Below are 22,113 nucleotides of genomic sequence, written 5' to 3' on the forward strand. Positions count from 1 at the left end.
CTCGGCAAGGACTTTCACCTCGCTGATTCGATGCGCTTGCAGGCGCACTAGGGGAGGACCCATGTGTCCTCCCGCGAGAACAGAAATCGCAACAACAATACGTTTCGTGTCTTTCGTGATTTTCGTGGTAAAAAACCGTCTAAAACAACGGCGGCAAAACCAACCCACGAACAGAAATTTTACCCGATGTGGCTCGGCTCCACGAAGATGAACATCCAGAAGTGCATACACGTCACACACAAACCACATCCAAAAACATGGGGTGGTCCCGAATGCAATTCGGGACGAGCGCAGCGAGCAGGAAACGGACAGGGCAATCACACAACGATTTAAATGAAACCAAGTCCCTTTAGATCACTTCTTTATCCAGCATTTTAGAAATCTGGCTTTTACTTAATTCTGGTACGTTGCCCCACTCCAGTTGATCTGAAAGTGATAGCTCGACACCTACTCTCTTTGTGATGGAAATAATGTGTCTGCAAATATCTGGATAGGAGAGTCCGGTGGTTGATAAACATTTAAAACTATGTTTTGCAGGATCCCAGTACACACTTTGGGCTTCGCGGTAAATATGCTGATATGAGGCGTTCCCTTCTCCCTCCAGGCAGAGGTGAAGTTCGTCATCGAGTATCTCTATTTTGGAGACCACTTCTGTATGCATAAATTTTTCGACCTCAGCTCTAATTTGCGTCTAATGAGTAGAAGATTAATAATTTGACACAAAATCGATTACTCGGTTCGTAATATCTACATGGGTTTTCATTTCTACAATTTTTAATTCCATTCATCTGCGTATTTATCCCTTTGCATTATTTCTTCCCGTTCTTGCTTGTCTTCTTCGCAGATGAATCTGACAGCAACCAAACAATGGTTCGGTGATAAATAGCCGAAACCAACATAACGACTGCAAAAATTAATCCCCAATAAATGTCGTGTATCGCCATGTAGAGATAGCATATGCATAAATAAATGGAAAAACCCATCAAAATTTTCGCCCAGAGTGCCAATGATTCAAATGTTGAAGAACGTTTAAATAGAAACGCAAAGACCACTGATACAAGCAGCAAAAAAGATCCTCCCGTAATTCCCCACACGAGCATCAATGCAGGACCCGAAATCCCCTTCATCTCCGGGGGCAAATCAGTTGGTGAACTTATTGAAAATGTGTAAGGAGCAGACATCCATAGAAACACGGATTGTGACAACAAAAACAGTGCGAGTCCCAGCATTTGTTTTCGTGAAATATTTGGCGTTACAGATTCAACTTGATAATCTGAGGCACCATCGACAAGAGAGTTTCGATCATCTGAGTCATGCATCATTTCTGGATGTTTCATAAAAGCAGCTCGCCGGTAAGCCAACGCTCCAGATACTGGTCAAGCGAGGGAGCACAGCAGGTGCGGCTGTCTTCTTCATGATTCCAGACAAAGATATCAGGCCTCCGGATCTGGCCCGCCTGAATTGCATAGGCAAACTGATCTCCATTACCGGCATCCGCGAAGAAGAGCAAATGATCAAAGGGCATATACAACTCGGGAAAATCTGGGTTCTGCCGAAATTCTGTATTTTCTCGGATGATACGATCCAGAGACCAGATCAGTCCCAGCCCGTATTCTCCTTCGACGCCATTGGATTCGCGTAAGAGTTCTTCCAGAGCGGCGGGCAGACAAACACCCAGACTAGTTTTGATCTGAGCGATCTCAGCAGAACGAGCACCTGGAAAAAATTGAGCCGATTCGCATAACTTTAAGATCCGTTCTTTCCATGACATGAAGATTGCCTCACCAAAAGAACCTAAGAACCAGCAGGCCTTTTTACCAAACCTGCGGAGGGTTTACATACTCCATCTTATCTAAAAATTTAAAACAACTCCCGACGATTCACACTCCGAAAACATCTTCCAGCGCCGCCCGCATGACTTTCGGATCAGGATCGACACCGGTCCAGAGTTGAAAACCGATCACGCCCTGATTGACGAGCATGCCCAAGCCATCCAGGGTTTGACAGCCCACTTTGGCGGCTTCACGCAACAGATGCGTTTGCGGCGGGTTGGGAATCACATCAGAAACAATCATATTCGGTTTGAGAGATGAAAAATCGATTGGAAATACGGCATCCACATCAGGGAACAGGCCGATAGACGTGGCATTAATGACCACATCTACGTCGTCGGTAACGACATAGTCTCCCTCCCATAACACAAAGGAAGCAGAGACGCCGGTTTTTTCTTTCAATAGCGCCACAAGTGCTTCGCCTCGCTCGGCACTGCGGTTAACAATCGTGATTTCCGTAGCACCTTCTAAAGCAGTTTCGACACCAATCGCGCGGGCAGCACCACCGGCACCGAACATCACGATTTTTTTACCTTGCGGGTCACTCAATTCTTTCAACGATTGGACAAATCCTTTGCCGTCTGTGTTTTCGCCGATCAGTTGATCGCCTTTTCGCACAATCGTATTCACGGCTCCCATCATGGCGGCTGCTTCGCTAACGCCATCCAGATATTGAATCACCTCAACTTTATGCGGAATCGTGAGATTCGCGCCACGAAAGCCCATTGCCCGCAAACCGCCGACGGCCTGTTCCAGATTTTCCGGCGCGACTTCAATCGATTGATACCGCCATTCCAGACCCTTGTCTTTGAAGGCTGCTTCCATCATACACTGTGACGGGTTTTCTGAGATCGGCTGCCCAAACACACACGTCAGTTCCTGTTTAAAATTGAGCGGTTGACTCATGCGGTTCCTCGTCTCTTTATAGAATCTGAGAGATCAATAATACGATTGTTTACGCTTGCTCAAAACCAAGTGCATCAAAGATACGTTTGCAGGCTTGCGAACGATTCAAAGCGTAAAAGTGAATGCCGGGCACACCATCATCGATCAATTCCTGGCTTTGCTTAATGGCGAATTCCACACCGATTTCAAACTGTGCCTCCGGGTCGTCTTGAGCAGATTCCAGTTTGCTCGTTAATTCGGCTGGCAATTCTGAGTTGCTCATGGATGAGATGCGTTGAATCCGTTTAAAATCTGTGATCGGCATGATACCTGGAATGATCGGACACTGAATTCCGGCCTGTACACATCGTTCTCGAAAATCGTGAAAGCGTGTATTATTAAAAAAAAGCTGTGTATAAACAGCATCCGCGCCCGCATCCACTTTGCGCTTCAGGTTTGCCAGATCGGTATCCGCATCCGGTGCATCAGGATGAACTTCGGGATAGCCGGCTACACCAACACCCATCTCAGGGAAATGTTCCCGAATCAATGCCACCAGCTCATTCGCATAACGTAACCCGCCATCAGCAGGGATAAAGGTTTCCTGACCCGCGGGGGGATCGCCGCGTAACGCCATGATATTGTTGATGCCGGCTTCAGAAGCATTTTTTAACCACTCAATCAGTTCCTCACAGGTGGAGACCACACAGGTAAAATGTGCCGTCGCCGGGGTCTGGAACCGATTTTGAATGATATTACAGAGCTCAATGGTCCGCTTGCTTGTTGAGCCACCTGCACCATAAGTGCAAGAGACAAACGCCGGTTGATAGCGAGTCAACTCTTCCAGCGTCTGGAACAGAATCGCATCACCCTTTTCACTCTTGGGGGGAAACACTTCCACTGAAAGACCAAATGTTCCCGAACGATATAATTCACTGATTCGCATTCTATTTACTTATCCGAAGAGAGTTTAACAAAGCTTGTTCGATTCTGATATTTGATGACCAGATATCGTTTCGACTATAAATTATGCATTTTGCAGGTTATCAATGATGCCGTTTCTATTGCCAGCCCGGTTCGATTTCTCTACTCTTGGACTCAACAGAGACAAACTATTGACCTGTGAGGTTGGCCACCCTCGCAAATTGTAGGCACATTCGTCAGCCACTCGCTAGCCAGAGGGCCTCTATTTTAATGTTGTCGAATAGAGAAAAAACGCCATAACTTCAGCAGTCACATATTGTTGAAGAACTGTGCTCAACCAGTGAATCATCCCAGAAAATAATTGGCACTTTTCACTATAATATTTGGTCTAAAATTTTGTCTGCTAAAGTAAAGCAACTATAATGCCATCATTCAAGTCGGTTTCCGCTTGATTACAATTCAAAAACTCCCCTTTCTCCAATTGAAACAAAAAAGGATTGAGAATGTCGACCGAAGCGAACTCACTGCCGTATAAAGTGAAAGATTACAACGATGAGGACTTTCAGAATTTAGCCGCCTGGGGTCGAAAAGAAATTGAACTGGCCGAAACGGAAATGCCCGGCTTGATGGCATTACGCGAAAAGTACGGCAAAGAGCAGCCACTCAAAGGAGCGCGCATCGCCGGCTGTCTGCACATGACGATTCAAACCGCTGTCCTGATCGAAACACTCACCGCATTGGGCGCCGAAGTACGCTGGTCAAGTTGTAATATCTTTTCCACACAGGATCATGCCGCAGCCGCCATTGCAGCAACCGGCGTTCCTGTCTTTGCCTGGAAAGGCATGAGTGAAGAAGAATTCGACTGGTGCATCGAACAGACCATTTACTGGCCCAACGGCGAACCACTGAATATGATTCTTGACGACGGTGGCGATTTGACCGTCATGGTACATGAAAAGTTCCCTGAACTGCTCAAAACAATCAAAGGACTCACCGAAGAAACCACCACCGGCGTGCACCGTTTGCATCAAATGCACGAAGCCGGAAAACTGGGTGTCCCCGCCATCAACGTCAACGACTCTGTCACAAAGAGCAAGTTTGACAACCTCTATGGTTGCCGCGAGTCTTTAGCTGATGGTATCAAAAGAGCCACCGATATTATGATCGCCGGAAAAGTCGTAGTCGTCTGTGGCTATGGCGATGTCGGCAAAGGGTGTGCCGACGCCATGAAAGGGCTCGGAGCACGTGTCGTGATTACAGAAATCGATCCCATCTGTGCGTTGCAAGCCGCGATGGAAGGTTTTGAAGTCACAACCATGGAAGATGCTGCCTCCCGTGGCGATATCTTTGTAACGGCAACCGGTTGCTTTGATGTCATTCGTGGCGAACATCTGGAACAGATGAAAAACGAAGCGATCATCTGCAACATCGGTCACTTCGATTCGGAAATTCAGGTTGCTTACATGGAAAACCGAAAAGACATCGAGAAAATTGAAATCAAACCTCAGGTCGACAAATTTGTATTCCCTGACGGCAAAGCACTGATTGTACTTGCGGAAGGCCGCCTGGTAAATCTGGGTTGTGCCACAGGTCATCCCTCTTTTGTAATGTCCAATAGCTTTACCAATCAGGTCATCGGACAACTCGAACTTTGGAACGAAACCGATAAGTACGAAATTGGCGTGTACATGCTTCCTAAACATCTAGACGAAGAAGTCGCTCGCCTGCACCTGGATAAACTGGGCGTGAAACTCTCAAAACTGTCAGAACAACAGGCAGAATATCTTGGAATTCCCGTCGAAGGACCTTACAAACCAGATTACTATCGCTATTAAAATTGCACTGACAACAAGTCTTGCGACAATAAAAAACCTCCGAATCATGAGCCTTTATGATTCGGAGGTTTTGTTTTTCACAACCCATAGCTTTGATTGTTTCCTGACACACGAGTTTTTATAATCTGGAAACTGTGATTGCTGTGCATATTCAATCTGCAAATCCAATTCATGACGAACAGAGAAAGATTCCCTCATGACCCACATTTCTTCACGCCGTGACTTCCTGAAACAGACAACCGCATTCTCTGCCGGAATTATGCTTCCCGCCTGGGCCGGTTCTGCTTTCGCTGCTGCCACAGCGAACAACCCTTTATTCGAAATTTCTCTGGCGCAATGGTCTCTGCATCGCGCACTCAGAAGCGGGAAATTGGATAACCTCGACTTTGCCAGGGTAACAAAGGAAGAGTATGGTATCTCGGCTGTCGAATATGTGAATCAATTCTTTAAAGATAAAGCCCGTGATGCAAAATACCTCGCGCAAATGAATCAGCGGGCCTCTGATGTCGGCGTGAAAAATCTGCTGATCATGATTGACGGGGAAGGGGCCCTGGGTGATCCCGATGCCAAAAAACGGACGCAGGCTATCAAAAATCATCATCAATGGGTTGAGGCAGCGAAAACTCTAGGCTGCCACTCGATCCGCGTGAATGCACGCAGCAATGGCACCTATCAGGAACAACAAAAACTGGCAGCCGATGGCTTACGTCGTCTTACAGAATTCGCGGCAAAATCTGGTATCGATGTGTTAGTGGAAAATCACGGCGGCCTCTCATCCAACGGTGCCTGGCTGGCAGGGGTCATGAAGATGGTCAATCTCCCCGGATGCGGAACACTGCCCGATTTCGGAAACTTCGTCCTTGATCGCAAAACAGGCGAAGAATATGACCGCTACAAAGGGGTCAAAGAACTAATGCCTTACGCAAAAGCCGTCAGTGCGAAAACGCATAATTTTGACAAAGCGGGCAACGAGACCAAAACAGATTATGTCAAGATGATGAAAATTGTGATGGACGCCGGCTATCACGGCTATGTAGGCATTGAATACGAAGGCAGTGAGCTCGACGAATCTGCGGGTATCAAAGCCAGTAAAAAACTGCTGTTAAAAGTTCGTAAGGAACTGACACCGGAATACGAACCTCAGCCGGTCGACTCAGAATGTTGTGAACCTCGTCGTCGTCGTCGCCTTTTCCGCAATCGCCGCTTCAGAAGATGATTCGAACAGAACCTGTGATCCAGTTTGATTAACAATAAAAAAACGCCCCATCGCTAAAGAAGCAGTGGGGCGTTTTCGATTGATCAAATTCAATGTTATTGCCGATGAGGTTTCGCAATATCACGATCAGCGAGAATTTCCCGGGCAACATCTGTGACAAAGTTATCTGCTCCCAGCCATTTTTCTTTTTTCGGGGCAGGGGCTCCTACATTCATACCCACTCCCGGATTCCAAAGTGCGGGAATCGTGTGTCTGATAGCTGACATATATGTCGTAAAGACAGGATACTGCGTCTCAGGATTATTCTCCTGGTAAGTATCCATCTTCTCGACCAGTTTATTGTGAGCAATTTTAGGATGTCGATGATGAGGGCCGTGCACGAAAATATCAAAATTGATGTATGTGCAGAGACGTGTAATAAAACTTGAACCAATCACGGTACGTGTTCCCAGCAAAGGGTCGTAGCTTTGCATTCCCAGGTGCTCGGTAAATTTGCGAAAGGTCTGGATCACACTGGCAACCCAATGCGGAATGACCCAGGCAACGATAAATGGCTTCCAGAGAGAGAACCAGGCCACCGTTCCCAGAATCAACGCCCAGACAATCGCCATGACCGCGTATTCGATCCGCATGGCTTTCATGACATCCGGATTTTTCACCGGAGTGTTTTTACTGAAACACATGCGACTGTAAACAAAGGGAGAAGTAAAAAATCCGAAGGGAAGTTCCAACCAGCAGAAAATACGACGAAATGTCAGTGACGTATTCGGATCGGAATAAGGCCACAATTCCCAATCGCCGGGCTTATTCAGATAAGCATGATGGCGAATGTGAGACTCTCGATAAGCGGTATAAGAAACAAACGACATCGTACCAAGGGCACGTCCTAACCAAATACTAACCCAGCGTTTTCCGCAAATTCCCTGATGAGACGTTTCATGAAAACAGCTTGACCAGCAGAACATGCTGTAAGCGGCAATGAGGGTCCACCCCACCTGGAAATACCAGGCGCTGGAAGGCCATTGAAATGCCAAAGCCAGAATCGCGGCCGTTCCAAACGGGGAATGTAAAAAACGGGGCGTTGTTGACTTTACTTCGAGATCGCAAATTTCTTTAGCGGTAAAATGTGTCACCGACATGGCACGTACCTCCTGGTTGTGCTCAAACTTTCAAAACGGATCGTTAAAATACGTATCGGAAAGACGGACCCACATTCCAGCAGGTGAAATGCCACTTTTTGACTAACTCGCTTTGAGAATTTGCAGAAGAGGGGGCATTTCACTCAAACACTCCGATACATTCAGAGTAAGTCGGTGAATGGAGTCATGCAAAAACCAATCGTTGGATAACGTAGAGAATCTACAGAGCAAAAAGCGGGATTTCTGATTATGCCGATTTTAGCGACTATACCGCCCGAGAGACGAGACGAGATCGTTCGGATGCGAAGGACTAACCCCGCTGACTGTCTCTACTTTGAGGCAGGTAGATAGAGGTAGGACTCGGGAAATAGTTTCTTCGACATCAGAACCGTTTTTGATTGGCCACCATGCCAGATGTCCCATTTAGGATCGGCGTATTTTGCAAAGAATCGATCCATTCTCTGCTTGAGTTTTTGACGCTGTTGGCTGAATTTCGAATCGTCGATCAAGTTCTTTCTTTCACCGGGATCTGGAACCAGATGATAGAGTTCATTGGGAGTTTCTTTAAAACGTTCGATGTATTTCCAGTCTTTAGTACGAATCGCGCGGACGTTTTCAAATTCATAAAATACCACTTCCGACCAGGGAATCTGTTCGCCTTTGAGAACGGGTGCAAAATTCCTGCCCGGAGTCGCTGGCTGCGCGGGAATTTTATCCTTCAATCCTAAATAGTTCAGCAGGGTAGGATACACATCATAATTGGCCACCATCATTTCCGGGCGTGCACCCTCCTCTATTTTTCCCGGTTGTGAAAAGATGAGCGGTATACTCATCGTCCAGTCAAAGGCTGTCAGAGGGCGCGTATGATCTCCCATTCCCCAATAACCACTATGACCGCCAGCCAACCCCTGATCGGCTGTAAAAATAACCAGCGTATTCTCGCGGAGCCCCAACTCTTTCAGTGTCTGCATAATCTGACCTACGCCATCGTCTATTCCCGATACCTCTGCCGCATATTTACGAATGATTCCCAGATCTCCAATATAATCACCGTAATTAAAATTCCAGGGCTGTGCCTTTTCTCTGGGGAAGGAAGGAAACGTCTTTTTTTCATATTCTGCTTTAAACCGATTTTTGATCGGCTCACTCATCGCAGGCGCCAAACCATAGGGGCCGTTATAAGCCAAAAACAGAAAGAAAGGTTTCTCCTGATTCTGCTTGATAAATTTGACACCATGTTGTGTCCACAGATCCGTGAGATAAGTTGGTTCTTTTCGAATTTTCTCGTTTTCGATTACGTTCTGGTCATAAAATCCAGAACTGCCACCATGTGGCTTTGTAATCCAGTAGGAAAAACCTTCTTGCGGATAAAGATTATCTCCCAAATGCCATTTGCCAGACATTCCACATACGTAACCGGCGTCATGTAGTACTTGAGGAATCGACGGAAATTCTTCCAATGTATTGAATGAGTCAGGACCGGTCTGAATTCGGGTTCTAAGGAAGCAATGCACCCCATGCTGACAGGGCATCAAGCCTGTCAGAAAACTGGCTCGGGTCGGCGAACAGACCGCATTGTTGGCAAAAGCGCGCGTGAAGAGTGTTCCCTCTTTCGCCAGCTGATCAATGTGAGGCGTTTGAATATCCTTATTTCCATAACAGCCCAAAGTCCATTCACCATGATTATCCGTCATGATAATCACCACGTTGGGTTGTTTCTGTTCCGCAGCGTGCAGCATCGTGGCACTACAGAGACAGAGCAGAATAACAAACCAACCGTTGAATCCACCTGACATCATCTGACGCATGAGCAACGCCTTTCACGGAAATTAAAAAAAGATTGCGATAAACTCTTTCTTAAAGCATGAATCATCATCACCCTTTTTTCAAGTGAGATCGGGATTTGCCAGAGGGTGCATAGTAGAAATAACCTGACAGCATTCCATCAATAATGGGGTGGCCTTTCCAGTTCGGGATCATGACCCTCATCCTCTTCCTCCAGGACGCCGAGACGCGAATCGAGAAGTTTCAATGTTTTACTCAGGACATCTACTTCCGTGTTTCGTTGCAAAACGGCATCATTTAACTGTTCAACCTCATGTTGAACGTGCATTAAAATGGATTCTACCTCTTTTAAACGAGATAACAGTTCTTCCTGCGTGGGTAGCTTATCACTCATTTTGGTAAGTACCTTTCACTGATTCTACTTTTCTTATTGAGTTTATCGGTTATGATTGAGACAGGGTTTTCGTTCCGCCGACTTCTGCAATGAAATAACCTGGGGCCTGATTTAACATGATTCAACAATTTCGATTTTGCGTCCTGACTCTCTTATGGGCATTCAGCCTCTCTCTGCTTGTCTTAGCGGAATCGCATGCATCTGAAAATACATTTCAGGTCCGATTTGCAGAATCCGTTCATAATCAGCCGTTTACGGGCCGCGTGTATCTTATTTTTACACGTTCTCAGCGAGAACCCCGCTTGGGACCCTCCTGGTTCCAGCCTGAAATGTTTCTCAGTCGAGACGTGGTGAACTGGCAACCAGGAGAGATTCTTGATTTCACACCGAAATCAAAAGGCTTACTCTCATTCCCAAAACCACTGTCCGAGATGAATCTTACAAAGTATCGCGCTCAGGCTGTCGCGCGCTTCAACGACCTCGACCCTAATGTTGGCACCGCGCCCGGCAACGGATTTAGCCAAGCCCTCACCATTCCAGCAAACAGGAACCAGAAAACGCCGCTCTTCATTATTGACAAACTGGTGCCGCAAAAAACTTATAAAAATACACGCTGGAGTAAACTCATCAAAGTGCGCTCTGCGCTCCTCTCCGAATTCCACGGCCGCAACACCTACCTCGAAGCCACCGTTCTATTACCACAAAGTTACTATCTGCAAAATCAGAGAAAGTACCCCATGATCTATTCCATCCCCGGTTTTGGTGGCGACCATTTTCGGGGACGCAGAGAGACCCCTGTCTCCGAAAAAAACGAAGATGATGTCGAATTTATTCGCGTTTTTCTGAATCCTAAATGCCGCTGGGGCCATCATGTTTTTGCGGACTCAGCTAATAACGGCCCTGTCGGTAAAGCCCTCACCACCGAATTCCTGCCGGAACTGGAAAAAACTTACCGCGCCATCCCGCACCAACGCGCCCGATTTTTAACGGGACATTCTTCAGGAGGCTGGTCTTCACTCTGGTTACAAGTCACATACCCGGACACGTTTGGAGGGACATGGAGCACGGCTCCCGATCCCGTCGACTTTCGTGACTTTCAGCAAATCAATCTCTACGACCAAAACGATAACATGTACCGTGATGCGTCAAAGCAAGCTCGGCCCATCGCCCGTATGAAACAGTCGCCGATACTATGGTACGAGTCTTTTTCCAAAATGGAACATGTGCTCGGACACGGCGGTCAACTGCGAAGTTTTGAAGCCGTCTTCAGCCCCCGCGGAAAAGATGGCGCACCCATGAAACTGTATGATCGAAAAACAGGAAATATCAATCCCGATGTAGCAGAAACCTGGAAAGCGTATGATATCCGGTTAATCCTGGAAACAAATTGGATAGAACTCTTACCGCAACTCGATGGCAAAATTCATGTATTCATGGGGGATCAAGATACTTTTTACCTCGAAGGCGCAACCATTCTACTTAAAAAATCGCTTGCAAATTTAGGCGGTCACGCCGTTGTAGAAATTCATCCTGGCAAAAATCATTCCTCGCTGATATCCAAAGATTTGTTGTTGAGAATTCGCAAAGAGATGGTCCAGTCGTTCCTGAAACATCAGCCTGAGATCAAATAGCGTTTTTAAAAATGCGCGATTTGACGCGACCGTCACATGCACCATTAATTAACTGCCGATATAGCGGGCATAAATGGTTTTTGCAGCAGCGGGGTCATCAGTACCTTTAATAATGGCGCGACCATCACGAAACAGGCTGATTTCATAATCGGGATCTTTCAGATTCAGCCTGAGCAAATATGTGTTAAATTCGACGGCCCCCGAATTCTGCAGCTTCTCGGCGAGGTCTTCAAAAGAGATGCGACTTTTTTCGGCGGGAGAAACCTGGACAGCGTTTCTGCCACACAATTGTGTCGTTCGCGAACCTTGGTCTCCCTTCAGCCAGATCCGCTCCCCCTGATGGCAGGCTTTACAGCCAGCTTTCTCTCGCAGGTCAGCGACACTCATCTGCCGAAACGATCCCTCCCAGACATCGACGACCGTCAGAACTGGCTTGATCAGATCTTCGCGCCCTGAAAGTATTTTGAATGCGCTGATGGCTTCCAAAGATGCAATGACATTGACAGTCGGCCCCAGTATTCCCGCGGTATCACAGGTTTCCGTACTGCCCGGCTCCGGTGCGGAATCGATTAAACAGCGCAGGCAGGCGGACTTGCCTGGTAGAATGGTCATCGTCTGTCCGGTGCTGCCAATACACCCACAATAGATCCAGGGAATCCCCAGCTCTAGCGACACATCATTAATCAAATAACGCACTTCAAAATTATCAGTGCCGTCCAGTATCAAATCGACATCCTTTGCCAGCGATAAAATATTCGTATGATCAATGTCTTCGACTATCGGTTCGATTTGGACTTCGCTGTTGATCTTTTTCAGTTTTTCGACAGCTGCAATTGCTTTGGGAAGTTTGGCGGCCACGTCCGTTTCATCAAACAGCACCTGTCTCTGCAAATTGCTCAGTTCGACAAAATCACGATCAACGATTTTGATATGACCCACACCCGCCCTGACCAGCGTCTCAGCTAATACCGTCCCCAGAGCACCACATCCACATAATAATACGCGGCCCTGCATCAAACGGGTTTGACCTGCTTCCCCCAACTCTGAAAAAAAGACTTGCCGACTATAACGTTCCAGTTCCGGATTCATGGTGTTCATCGCCTGATTCAATTGAATGAAATGACTTTCCTGCTATTTTAACAAGCAAGAGCCGGGATAACAGACCCCCAACACACAGAACCAGCGATAGAACAGGAAACCATCACTGCATGACAGCAAAATAAAAAAGGCCCCGCTGTTGATACAGCAGGGCCATACTCGGCTTTTTCATAGTTCCGACAAGTAAAGTTAATCGAGACTGATTTCCTGCAAGAGTGAGACAAACTGAGGTTTGATCAATCGTAGATTCGTCTCTCCCCAGCCTTTGGAAGCCACCTTGAGCGTGATTTTTGGTTTCAACCAGGTTGCTGACCGATTCATTTTCACGAATGGCGTCGATTGCTTCAAGCTTGGCAGTTGAGCCTGCCAGGCTTTTCGCACTTCTTCAGGAACATCACTTGCGTAAATAGTTCCCGCATAGACTAATTGTTTATTATGAGAAGCGGCTAACAGCACCGTATCGATCTTGCCGTTGGACAATGTAGTATAGCCCACCAGCAAACAATCAAATTCAATGAGCTTCGGTGCCGCTTCTACAGGTAAACTGGCAGCCACTTTCTTTGCCTTCGCTTTTTCTTCTTCACTTCCACCAGCAAAGTCGTTTAGTGCGTCTTCCAGATTCTCCGCACCTCCATCTGCTTCCTTCGCACGGTCGACCACAGTTGCCACCAAGTTGACATTAGCACGTTTCCGGACCCCCCAGTCCTTGAATAATGAATCGAATTCAAAACCACCAACGATCGCAAAAGCACCCACCAGTAATGTCAGCCCCCAGATTGCCATATCTAATTTCCAGGCTCCTGCCGGAAAACGACGGATCGTCGGTCCCCATATTTTAAGTGGCGTCAGGAAAATACTCATCATGCCAAACTCAAATGACTTTGATACGGCATTCAAATAAACAATGACATGTCCGATCAAAAACAGGACCAGACCGATCGTCGCTTGTGTTAATGTCCACAAACATAATTCAGAAGCATCACTACAATAGAAACGTCCGCCAACACTTAAGCCGATCGCAGCAATCGTACCAATCGCAAGAATCCATCCCCACTCCGGGATTAATTCCCAAATCGTTTGAGGCTGTGCTTTGGTTTCTGTTTCCTGTTGAACATTAGATTGACCCACACATTTTCCCAGCTTCGGGTAGAAGCCGCATTGCGGACACCACGATGAAAGTCCCCAAGGCTCATCCGTGCCACATTCAGGACACGAGGAGTGCGATGGAGATTTGTTTGCTTCCTGCAAAAGCAGTGAATTACTATGGCTCATATCTGACATGGCTGATCTACTTTTATTACTGAAGGACGGAGAATGTGTGTCGATATTATTTCAGTGACTCTCCGTGTACTTTAGCTTACAAAATGCCACACCAACGAACTTTGACATGTAAAAATACCAATGCTTGAGTGTAATTCTACCCGTCAAAATCAGTAAATTCCTTGCGACCCGCCCAGAGAGCCGTTGATTGATGCCAACAGACGTGATCATAAAAAAAGCCGACGCTCAATAAGAGCGCCGGCTTCGGAAAGGTCGATTATTAGATTTTTTATTGAGGTAAAATCAGTTTACCTTGAGCAACTCAATATCAAATACAAGAACTTCGTTGGGTCCGATATCGGGACCAGATCCTCTTGAGCCATAAGCCAGATCGCCGGGAATAAACAGCTGCCACTTATCGCCCTCTTTCATCAACTGCAGTGCTTCCGTCCAGCCACCGATCACACCTTTGACAGGAAACGTCGCGGGTTGATTTCGTTTGTAAGAACTATCAAACTCTTTTCCATTGATCAGAGTTCCACGATAATGTGTGGTCACACTGTCATTCAAGCCGGGAGTTTTCCCCGTGCCTTTTTTGATCACCTTATATTGCAGACCACTTTTTGTTGTTTTCACGCCTTCTTTCTTAGCATTGTCTACCAGAAACTGCTTTCCCTTGGCAACGTTTGCCGCTGCAGCTTGCTTCATCTTTGATTCCTGCTGTGTTCGCAGTTCCTGTTGAAACGCAATCAATGTTGCACGAATTTGCTCTTCTGTCATTTTGGGTTTCTGTTTGGTCATAGCATCCAGAATTCCTTTGACAAGAATCTGGGGATCCAGATCCAATTGATCCTTCATCAGGTTTTGACCAAGGTTATAACCGATTCCATAACTGACTTTTTGCTTTTGATCTTTGAATGCTGATTTACCTGGAGCTGCTTTTTCGGTCTGAGCCGTCACGAATTGAGAGCATCCAAAGAATGCAATACATAAACAGGCAGTGAAATGCCATTTAGACATAGGAAGAACCTTTCGGTGAATAAGGAAACGTATGTTGAACAGGGGTGACCATACCAGACGGCGAGATTCAGTTGGCAGCAAGTACCGACCGAATGAGCAGATGATGGATTGCATGGTGTCCTCTTTCACAGAGGAACTTTGACTAAACCTAAGGAGCCAATTATAAGAGAGTCGCCCGGGGGGTGTCCATATAAAGGAGAGCCGATATGGAATGATTGGTCCTGAAATCAGGTGCACATATTACAGCCAACCTCTCGCTGCTAACTCCTGATTAGCTCACGACTTTTTGGAATCGGGTAACCGCTTCGTTAATATTATCTCGGCTATTGAAAGCACTTAGACGGAAATAACCTTCTCCCGAAGCACCAAAACCACTACCCGGCGTCCCCACCAGATGTGCTTTCTGCAACAATTCATCGAAGAACTCCCAACTGCTCGAATCTCCGGGTGTTTTGAGCCAGACGTAGGGAGCATTGACACCACCATAAACAGAGATGCCTACCGACTCCAGACCTTCACGCAACAGGCGGGCATTTTCCAGATAGAAGGCAATCAGAGCCTGTATCTCTTGTTGCCCCTGTTCAGAGTAAGCGGCTTCTGCGCCTTTCTGAATAATATAAGAGACACCATTAAACTTTGTGCAATGGCGTCGATTCCAGAGAGGATGAATTGCCGCCGTTTCACCCGAGGCGGTTTTTCCCATGAGCTGTTGGGGAACTACCGTAAACGCACAACGAGTTCCTGTGAAGCCGGCATTTTTACTGAAACTGCGAAATTCAATCGCAACCTCTTTGGCGCCTTCAATCTCATAAATAGAATGGGGAATTTCCGGGTCGGTAATGAATCCTTCATAGGCAGCATCAAACAGAATGATAGATCCATGGGCCTTGGCATAATCAACCCATAGCTTCAAAGTCTCTTTCGTCGCGACGGTTCCCGTGGGATTATTCGGATAACAGAGATAGATCAGATCGACGGGAGAGTCCGGCAGAGAAGGTACGAACTCGTTTTCTGCAGTGACTGGCAGATAGGTTAAACCTGCATAACGCCCACTCTCATCTGCCGCGCCGGTACGTCCGGTCATCACGTTCGTATCGACATAAACGGGATAAACAGGATCGGTCACAGCAACCTTATTGTCCGCACCAAAAATATCCAGAATATTACCCGTGTCACACTTCGAACCATCGGAAACAAAAATCTCGTCCGCAGAAATCTCGACACCACGCGACTCATAATCATTACGGGCAATCGCCTCGCGAAGAAACGCATATCCCTGCTCAGGGCCATAGCCACGAAATGTACCACGATCTCCCATCTCATCAATGGCAGCATGCATGGCCTCTCTAATCGCTGTTGGAAGTGGTTCGGTCACATCACCTATCCCCAGTTTAATCACAGCGGCATTCGGGTTCTCATCACAAAATGTGTTTACACGACGCGCAATTTCCGGAAACAGATAGCCCGCTTTGAGCTTCAGGTAGTGATCGTTTATCAAAGCCATTTCACGCCTCAAATCAAAAAAATGCAATGCTTGTGTCGGTGAATTCCTGTGTAGGAGTCTATTCTAAACTAGAAAAGCCGTTGTATTTTGAATCTGGAAGAATTGCAACCGACGCACACAAATCAGATGGTTTTTAACGGAAAAGGTTCGACTATTCAGCGCCACTAAAAGGACGAGGTACAGCATTCAACCAAAAACGATCGGTAAGCTGATCAATTTGTGGCAGGCCAATATGTTCACTAATTTTGCGATTGCCCGTCAATCGTTGAGCGGCCCCTTCAAATAGCAGCTTGATTTGAGGCTGCTCCGTAACTTTTCCTTGATCGTGTTTTAAATTGCTGCCGACGGCGATCGCAACTCCTAATTGAAAACGCGCCTGAGGATAAATGGGGGCGCCAAGTTCGGAAAGCGACCAGCGATCAACGCGCACCCGACACCAGCGACTTAATGGTTGTGGCCCATCGACAAAGGGTTGCAGTGTGGGAGGCAAACTGGATTTCGCCTGCTCGTCAATCAGCAACGTCACGCGATCATGATGGCTTGCATACAAACCCCAGGCCAGCCAATGATCAAAATACCCCGTGGGTTCTAATAAGGGAGCCAACATGACAAACCAGACGATGAGCAATACTCCCCGTTCAGAACCCGTAACGGCACGGAACGACAAACTCGAGTCGACAGCTCGGTCTTCTGAATTCACTGAATCTTTTTGCGGGAGCAAAGAGTTTTTCTGAAACAATGAATGAAACAAAAACAGGTCCTGCAAGATGAAACACACATTCCAGATGAGAACGCCACTGTGATGGTTTAAACCCAAAGGACCAACGGCAATCATGAGACAGACATGCATCGACACTGCCGCCCATAAAGTCCATTGACGTGTGCGGGGAATGAATAAGCCCAACGCGATCAGGAATTCTGCAACGGGAAAGGCGCCAGCAATCAACCTTATGGTCTGATCTGACCAGTAAGTAGTCGAAATTCCGATTCCTGAAAAGAGACCGTCGACTAACTGCGGACCCAACGTCTGCACAAAACTGATATCACACTTGGAAAGTGCCGAGTATAAATAAATGCTGATTACGAAGAAACGAAACAGACGAATGGCGCGCGGCGGCTTCAGAAATGTCAGTATCAAAAATCCAATCGCAAACTGATAGGCCCAGGGCTGAAGGCGATGTTGATCGAACACAACCGAAATCAGGAACCCCGATAAGAACACGCCTGCACAAACCTTTGATAAGAATGGCCTGTGTTCCGAACCTCCAAAACATGAGGCCACCACCACTCCCAGAATACAGACGCTCGAAATCAGCATCATAAAAAAGGTGAGCCAGTCTACCCAGGCAGGTAGAGACAGGACCTCAGAAAATAAAGGGACCTGCGGAAAGAACGTCTGCGGAATCCAGAGCCGCCAGGTCACTGCCAACAGCACCAGTGAGAACAGCGCCACGTTGACTCTCAGCAATTGGAATTGAAGCATCTCGCGGGACATAAATGGGATCACCGTTTTTACTTCAATTATAATGAGCGGTGATCGCTTTCACCGCTCTCTGATGAAAACACATAGAAAATAAATGACATTCGGCCGCTTAATCAAGATATGTAAAAACGGTTCCCATCGCTTCCTGTTTCTCAGAAACGATGGAAACTTGAGTGCCCGGCTCATACGACCCTCGCCGCACCAACGCCAGCGCAACAGCCGGATACTTGCCATAGGAACGGGCAGAGGAGCTAATCGTTCCCACCTCCTGAAGCTGGCCAGATTCCCCTGCCATGACCTTGGCTCCGGATGGAGGCACCCAGCCCGCATCCAGTCCAATCGCCCGTAATTCTCGATTGACATGACCTAATGCATCGATGCGAGCAATTGGCTCCTGACCCAGATAACAACCTTTTTTAAATGAAATCGACTGTTCTGTTCGAGATGCTTCCTGCGCCAAATTTTCCTCGGAGAGATCGACGCCATAAATGGGAAAGAGCGATTCAATTCGCAACGTCTCGAATGTATCCTGGCCGGCAGGTGTCGCACCAGCCTCCATGAGGCTTGACCAGAAATCAGCGATTTTTACATACTGCAGACAGCAAAAATATCCTGGTTGTTGAAACCAATCAAGGCGGCGGACTGTAAGCTGAGAACCTGAATTCTTCACTTGCAATTGCTGATTTACTGATACAGATTCTATCTGGATCCCCGCTTGCGTCAGGATTTCCTTCGCTTTTGGTCCGGTTAAATAGAGATTGCCATATTCCGGAGTGCGTAATTCAAAGTCCGCATCTTCCATAATAATATAACGATCCAGGTGGTTGATGATGGATGAACACATGCCGGGCGCTGTATCGATCCAGAGAGAATCTCCCTGATTGAATACAAAAATATGACCAAGAATTCGGCTTTGGACATTCGTCAGAAACGCTTCGCAACCCGCATCGGGCTGCAGATTTATGATCTCATTCGTACAAAAATTGTGCAGGAATTTTGCACGGTCTTTTCCTTTTAATTCGAATTGTTCTCGTTGACTGAGATCGAAGAGAACTGCTGTCTCATGTGCACTCTGATATTCTTTCTCTGGTGATCCAAAATGAGAGGCTAAAGGGTAAACTTGATTAATGTCAGTATAAATTGCACCACATGACTGCTGAAGTGTTTGGAATTGACGTAATGGCATTCTTTTTCCATGCTGCTTAGTTAGAAAATGTCCCGAGTTAGAAGCATTGTTGATCGGCTGGATCCTTGCGTTTCAAAAGTCCCCAGGCTGAACTATATTGAAACAAGAATCAGTATCGTCAGTACTTACAAAATGGTTGGAGATAAGAAAATCTGTGTTCTTATCCCATTCAGAGGCGGGAACAATCAATAGAGAGGGAGACGCACTTACATTTTAGAAGGTCAAACTCTTTTTTCAATCAAAAAATAACGCTTTCTTAAGGTTTCGCTGACCACTACTCGCTTTTTTCTATTTTCAAATTGTCTATCTTCAATATTCCAGTCCCACCATTGAGCCCTAACTGAATGACGGCTTCGCGAGTCTGAGGAGGTATCGATAATTTCTTTGTCTCAAGGTGCCAGTCACGACTTCCGATCCAGGGACCAATATAAGCCTGACCTATGTTTCGACGAATACTGTCGTAGAAATGTACTATAATTCCGGGTTTTTGATATGTCTTTGCGCCTTGAACTGTGTTCAAGTAACTTACCTGAAGACTCATTTCAAGCGAGCGTACTTTGGATCCATCAAGGGCCATCCCCTGTAAAATCTGAGACATTCCACCTGACTGTTCATTCTCGAACTCCAAATAGGAGGATCCTTCCGGTGCCCCCCTCTTGATAAGAGTTACTTTGCGCTGATAGTGCCAATTATCCGCTTTTTTGTCTGTATTGACATCTGATTCAAAACCACCATTTCTAATTTTTGGATTGAGTGGATCAGGCTTGATCTCGCGCTTCTCTTCAGAACGACCCGTCATCGGCACAAATAACGTCGGGATAAGCCGGTTCTGTTTCAGTTGGCCCTCTTCTTTTTTAAACAGATGGAATACCTGTTGATAACGTTCCCCAAGCGGAATTAAAAGCATACCCCCTTCTTTCAGCTGATCAACCAGGGGCCGAGGAACTTTTTCAGGCGAACAGGTCACGATAATTTTGTCGAAAGGCGCTTCTTCCGGCCAGCCAAGATAACCATCACCTATTCGAGTATGTACGTTACCATATCTTAAACGCTTCAGGCGGGCGGCGGCCTTTTTCCCAAGCCCTTCAACAATCTCGATGGTATAAACATCTTTCACTAATGCGGAAAGTACCGCGGCCTGATATCCGCTCCCCGTTCCGATTTCCAGTACTTTATCCTCAGGTTGTGGATCTATCGTTTCTGTCATATAAGCTACGATATACGGAGGGGAAATCGTCTGCTTATACCCAATAGGTAATGCTAAATCTTGATAAGCCCGGTTCTTCAAACTGGAACTCACAAATTCATGACGCGGAACCTGTCTCATGGAAGATAGCACTTTGGGATTTTTGACTCCCTCTCCCTGAATATAACGCGTCACCATCTCATTTCGTAATCCACGAAAGTGGGCGCTACTCTGTGAAAACGCAGGCTGCACAGAATGCAATATCGCTCCGCAGCTCACAACATTCATTAAAGTGAGTAAGATGATTCGCTTCATGAGTGACCCTCAAGTCAGACAATACTGTAAAATGATCTGTTTTAAACTATAATTGTTATGAATTATAGCACGACGGCATGACCTCCGTTAATGTTGATTTCCCAATAACTAATACGAATTGAGAGATTGATTCCGGGATTCTATATTTCTATCCACACGAAGGAGAGAATCCGTTATCATTCAGCAAATAAGCTGATTTTCTGATTTTTTTGAGCGAATGGACTCCCGTTGTATGAAGTATATTCAAGTAGTCATCGTCGCGTGTACTCTATTCTCTTTATCAATCCTGCATGGATGTGGCGCTTCAGACTCTATTTCCGGTAAAGATTCCATTAAATCTTCGACTCTTGAAAGTGATTTGACAAACGCTGACGCGAACAAGGCTCCTGAATTATCAGAACCGCCCAGTGAACCAGTTGATCCACCCGTTGATCCACAAGTAGAAGTCAAAATCATTTTTCAGAAACTGCTGGCAATTCGCTTAGATCCCGATCCTGATGAATGGTTGAAAGCAGACAAGCAACTAAGTGCTTTTGGGAAAACGGCTATCCCCACATTAATTACTGAAATGGCCAGTTCCGATCTCTCAGCCCGAGAGTTGGCCAGCATGTACCTGGCTGGTCTAGGACCGGAATCAAAAGAGGCCGCGCCCGTTCTCGAAAAAGCGTTAAAGGATGATTCTCCATTTATTCAAGTCAACGCGGCATCAACACTCACGCATTTTCCCGAATATCGAAACAAAGCCGTGCCCGTTTTGATCACATTGACAAAACATGAAGATCCCAATACGCGTCTTACAGCCATTCACGCTTTAGGAAACCTGGAACCCCATTCGGAAGATCAACTCAACGCCATCAAGACAACGCTGACTGATTCAGACACTGAAGTACAATTGGCGGCGATTAAGATCCTGGGCCAAATTGGGAATCCCGCAAAAACAACATTGAGTGAAATTCAATCATTGATCAATGATTCCGATACCAGCGAAGTGTTGCGCGAAGCGGCCCTATCGTCTAAGTCACTCATTGAACAGGCAAAGCAATAGGCTGCTCTTAACGCTTTTTTGTTCCAGGCCGCTGTCTATCCATGCCGCTGTCTATTCCATACCGCTGTCTAATAGACAATGATCCGAGCCCGGAAAAACCCCTCTCTCTTCAGTTGTAGCGATTGTACCGATTCTCCTCGCGCGCGAAATGAGAAAAGGTTCCGAAATGTATCGGAGAACTCCGCTATTCTGAATATCTTGCTTAATTCCGTTTGACTCATGATGAACGTGACCTACTTTTATTGACAGAAGAGATTCGTACTGAGCCGCTAGGCTAACCAAAAAAAAATACTTGCTCCGCTTCCAATCGAAGCGGAGAACTACAGCGCGGCAAGGAAAGCTGGGAGCTTTGAGGGGACCTTGCCGCGCTTTTTT

20 protein-coding genes are annotated in these 22,113 nt (G+C 46.6%); 6 read left to right on the forward strand and 14 right to left on the reverse strand.

Features of this window, described 5'->3' with window-relative positions; genetic code table 11:
• Positions 1 to 63: 63 nt before the first annotated feature.
• Positions 64 to 333, forward strand: coding sequence for a hypothetical protein (locus Q0668_RS25040; protein ID WP_298869291.1), 270 nt, complete (start codon positions 64 to 66; stop codon positions 331 to 333).
• 16 nt (positions 334 to 349) lie between these two features.
• On the opposite strand, the gene Q0668_RS25045 is transcribed toward Q0668_RS25040, so the two are convergent.
• Entirely contained in the window at positions 350 to 661 is a 312-nt protein-coding gene (locus Q0668_RS25045) for a hypothetical protein (RefSeq protein WP_298869292.1), read from the reverse strand.
• 308 nt (positions 662 to 969) lie between these two features.
• On the opposite strand from Q0668_RS25045, the gene Q0668_RS25050 reads away from it, so the two are divergent.
• Positions 970 to 1,170: a hypothetical protein gene (locus Q0668_RS25050; RefSeq protein WP_298869293.1), complete on the forward strand. Its 201-nt coding sequence runs from the start codon at positions 970 to 972 to the stop codon at positions 1,168 to 1,170.
• A gap of 163 nt (positions 1,171 to 1,333) precedes the next feature.
• On the opposite strand, the gene Q0668_RS25055 is transcribed toward Q0668_RS25050, so the two are convergent.
• The 3 genes from Q0668_RS25055 to metF all read right to left on the reverse strand — a co-directional run bounded on the left by Q0668_RS25055 (position 1,334) and on the right by metF (position 3,663).
• Positions 1,334 to 1,771 carry an SMI1/KNR4 family protein gene (locus Q0668_RS25055; RefSeq protein ID WP_298869294.1) on the reverse strand — a complete coding sequence of 146 codons (438 nt, stop codon included), beginning with the start codon at positions 1,769 to 1,771 and terminating at the stop codon, positions 1,334 to 1,336.
• Between the two features lie 109 nt (positions 1,772 to 1,880).
• Complete coding sequence (gene aroE, locus Q0668_RS25060; protein ID WP_298869295.1) at positions 1,881 to 2,738, reverse strand: shikimate dehydrogenase; 858 nt, start codon at positions 2,736 to 2,738, stop codon at positions 1,881 to 1,883.
• A gap of 49 nt (positions 2,739 to 2,787) precedes the next feature.
• The gene (gene metF, locus Q0668_RS25065; RefSeq protein WP_298869296.1) at positions 2,788 to 3,663 is read right to left on the reverse strand and encodes a methylenetetrahydrofolate reductase [NAD(P)H]; all 876 of its coding nucleotides are present in this window, start codon (positions 3,661 to 3,663) and stop codon (positions 2,788 to 2,790) included.
• 481 nt (positions 3,664 to 4,144) lie between these two features.
• Between metF and ahcY the strand changes: the two genes are divergently transcribed.
• Together ahcY and Q0668_RS25075 are read left to right on the forward strand one after the other, a co-directional pair.
• The gene (ahcY, locus tag Q0668_RS25070) at positions 4,145 to 5,476 is read left to right on the forward strand and encodes an adenosylhomocysteinase (protein ID WP_298869297.1); all 1,332 of its coding nucleotides are present in this window, start codon (positions 4,145 to 4,147) and stop codon (positions 5,474 to 5,476) included.
• Between the two features lie 196 nt (positions 5,477 to 5,672).
• Positions 5,673 to 6,692, forward strand: coding sequence for a sugar phosphate isomerase/epimerase family protein (locus Q0668_RS25075; protein ID WP_298869298.1), 1,020 nt, complete (start codon positions 5,673 to 5,675; stop codon positions 6,690 to 6,692).
• Between the two features lie 95 nt (positions 6,693 to 6,787).
• Here Q0668_RS25075 and Q0668_RS25080 read toward each other — a convergent pair whose 3' ends face one another.
• The 3 genes from Q0668_RS25080 to Q0668_RS25090 all read right to left on the reverse strand — a co-directional run bounded on the left by Q0668_RS25080 (position 6,788) and on the right by Q0668_RS25090 (position 10,010).
• On the reverse strand, positions 6,788 to 7,831 hold the full coding sequence (locus Q0668_RS25080; protein ID WP_298869299.1) for a fatty acid desaturase: 1,044 nt from the start codon (positions 7,829 to 7,831) through the stop codon (positions 6,788 to 6,790).
• Between the two features lie 329 nt (positions 7,832 to 8,160).
• Entirely contained in the window at positions 8,161 to 9,639 is a 1,479-nt protein-coding gene (locus Q0668_RS25085) for a sulfatase-like hydrolase/transferase (RefSeq protein ID WP_298869300.1), read from the reverse strand.
• Between the two features lie 137 nt (positions 9,640 to 9,776).
• Positions 9,777 to 10,010: a SlyX family protein gene (locus tag Q0668_RS25090; RefSeq protein WP_298869301.1), complete on the reverse strand. Its 234-nt coding sequence runs from the start codon at positions 10,008 to 10,010 to the stop codon at positions 9,777 to 9,779.
• A gap of 116 nt (positions 10,011 to 10,126) precedes the next feature.
• Between Q0668_RS25090 and Q0668_RS25095 the strand changes: the two genes are divergently transcribed.
• Positions 10,127 to 11,641, forward strand: a complete 1,515-nt coding sequence (locus tag Q0668_RS25095) for an alpha/beta hydrolase-fold protein (RefSeq protein ID WP_298869302.1) — start codon at positions 10,127 to 10,129, stop codon at positions 11,639 to 11,641.
• 48 nt (positions 11,642 to 11,689) lie between these two features.
• Here Q0668_RS25095 and Q0668_RS25100 read toward each other — a convergent pair whose 3' ends face one another.
• The 7 genes from Q0668_RS25100 to Q0668_RS25130 form a co-directional block, all read right to left on the reverse strand.
• Positions 11,690 to 12,730 carry a ThiF family adenylyltransferase gene (locus Q0668_RS25100; RefSeq protein ID WP_298869303.1) on the reverse strand — a complete coding sequence of 347 codons (1,041 nt, stop codon included), beginning with the start codon at positions 12,728 to 12,730 and terminating at the stop codon, positions 11,690 to 11,692.
• Positions 12,731 to 12,928: 198 nt separating this feature from the next.
• Positions 12,929 to 14,020: a hypothetical protein gene (locus tag Q0668_RS25105; protein WP_298869304.1), complete on the reverse strand. Its 1,092-nt coding sequence runs from the start codon at positions 14,018 to 14,020 to the stop codon at positions 12,929 to 12,931.
• Between the two features lie 282 nt (positions 14,021 to 14,302).
• The gene (locus Q0668_RS25110) at positions 14,303 to 15,019 is read right to left on the reverse strand and encodes an FKBP-type peptidyl-prolyl cis-trans isomerase (protein ID WP_298869305.1); all 717 of its coding nucleotides are present in this window, start codon (positions 15,017 to 15,019) and stop codon (positions 14,303 to 14,305) included.
• A gap of 271 nt (positions 15,020 to 15,290) precedes the next feature.
• Entirely contained in the window at positions 15,291 to 16,523 is a 1,233-nt protein-coding gene (locus tag Q0668_RS25115) for an LL-diaminopimelate aminotransferase (RefSeq protein ID WP_298869306.1), read from the reverse strand.
• A gap of 151 nt (positions 16,524 to 16,674) precedes the next feature.
• Positions 16,675 to 18,018 carry a MauE/DoxX family redox-associated membrane protein gene (locus tag Q0668_RS25120; RefSeq protein ID WP_298869307.1) on the reverse strand — a complete coding sequence of 448 codons (1,344 nt, stop codon included), beginning with the start codon at positions 18,016 to 18,018 and terminating at the stop codon, positions 16,675 to 16,677.
• A 97-nt stretch (positions 18,019 to 18,115) separates the two neighbouring features.
• Positions 18,116 to 19,192, reverse strand: coding sequence for a hypothetical protein (locus Q0668_RS25125; protein ID WP_298869308.1), 1,077 nt, complete (start codon positions 19,190 to 19,192; stop codon positions 18,116 to 18,118).
• A gap of 274 nt (positions 19,193 to 19,466) precedes the next feature.
• A complete protein-coding gene (locus tag Q0668_RS25130; RefSeq protein ID WP_298869309.1) occupies positions 19,467 to 20,693 on the reverse strand; it encodes a protein-L-isoaspartate(D-aspartate) O-methyltransferase in 1,227 nt (408 codons plus the stop codon).
• A 232-nt stretch (positions 20,694 to 20,925) separates the two neighbouring features.
• Between Q0668_RS25130 and Q0668_RS25135 the strand changes: the two genes are divergently transcribed.
• On the forward strand, positions 20,926 to 21,738 hold the full coding sequence (locus tag Q0668_RS25135) for a HEAT repeat domain-containing protein (RefSeq protein WP_298869310.1): 813 nt from the start codon (positions 20,926 to 20,928) through the stop codon (positions 21,736 to 21,738).
• The last annotated feature ends 375 nt before the right edge of the window (positions 21,739 to 22,113 follow it).

Source organism: uncultured Gimesia sp. (assembly GCF_937910335.1).
Taxonomy (GTDB): Bacteria; Planctomycetota; Planctomycetia; order Planctomycetales; family Planctomycetaceae; genus Gimesia.

Bases quoted from the DNA above. Each gene is read 5' to 3' on its own strand.
- Q0668_RS25055 (WP_298869294.1), bottom strand. From the start codon at position 1,771: ATGTCATGGAAAGAACGGATCTTAAAGTTATGCGAATCGGCTCAATTT.
- Q0668_RS25115 (WP_298869306.1), bottom strand. From the start codon at position 16,523: ATGGCTTTGATAAACGATCACTACCTGAAGCTCAAAGCGGGCTATCTG.
- aroE (WP_298869295.1), bottom strand. From the start codon at position 2,738: ATGAGTCAACCGCTCAATTTTAAACAGGAACTGACGTGTGTGTTTGGG.
- Q0668_RS25085 (WP_298869300.1), bottom strand. From the start codon at position 9,639: ATGCGTCAGATGATGTCAGGTGGATTCAACGGTTGGTTTGTTATTCTG.
- Q0668_RS25075 (WP_298869298.1), top strand. From the start codon at position 5,673: ATGACCCACATTTCTTCACGCCGTGACTTCCTGAAACAGACAACCGCA.
- Q0668_RS25105 (WP_298869304.1), bottom strand. From the start codon at position 14,020: ATGTCAGATATGAGCCATAGTAATTCACTGCTTTTGCAGGAAGCAAAC.
- Q0668_RS25095 (WP_298869302.1), top strand. From the start codon at position 10,127: ATGATTCAACAATTTCGATTTTGCGTCCTGACTCTCTTATGGGCATTC.
- metF (WP_298869296.1), bottom strand. From the start codon at position 3,663: ATGCGAATCAGTGAATTATATCGTTCGGGAACATTTGGTCTTTCAGTG.
- Q0668_RS25080 (WP_298869299.1), bottom strand. From the start codon at position 7,831: ATGTCGGTGACACATTTTACCGCTAAAGAAATTTGCGATCTCGAAGTA.
- Q0668_RS25050 (WP_298869293.1), top strand. From the start codon at position 970: ATGGAAAAACCCATCAAAATTTTCGCCCAGAGTGCCAATGATTCAAAT.
- Q0668_RS25135 (WP_298869310.1), top strand. From the start codon at position 20,926: ATGAAGTATATTCAAGTAGTCATCGTCGCGTGTACTCTATTCTCTTTA.
- Q0668_RS25100 (WP_298869303.1), bottom strand. From the start codon at position 12,730: ATGAATCCGGAACTGGAACGTTATAGTCGGCAAGTCTTTTTTTCAGAG.
- Q0668_RS25125 (WP_298869308.1), bottom strand. From the start codon at position 19,192: ATGCCATTACGTCAATTCCAAACACTTCAGCAGTCATGTGGTGCAATT.
- ahcY (WP_298869297.1), top strand. From the start codon at position 4,145: ATGTCGACCGAAGCGAACTCACTGCCGTATAAAGTGAAAGATTACAAC.
- Q0668_RS25045 (WP_298869292.1), bottom strand. From the start codon at position 661: ATGCATACAGAAGTGGTCTCCAAAATAGAGATACTCGATGACGAACTT.
- Q0668_RS25130 (WP_298869309.1), bottom strand. From the start codon at position 20,693: ATGAAGCGAATCATCTTACTCACTTTAATGAATGTTGTGAGCTGCGGA.
- Q0668_RS25090 (WP_298869301.1), bottom strand. From the start codon at position 10,010: ATGAGTGATAAGCTACCCACGCAGGAAGAACTGTTATCTCGTTTAAAA.
- Q0668_RS25110 (WP_298869305.1), bottom strand. From the start codon at position 15,019: ATGTCTAAATGGCATTTCACTGCCTGTTTATGTATTGCATTCTTTGGA.
- Q0668_RS25120 (WP_298869307.1), bottom strand. From the start codon at position 18,018: ATGTCCCGCGAGATGCTTCAATTCCAATTGCTGAGAGTCAACGTGGCG.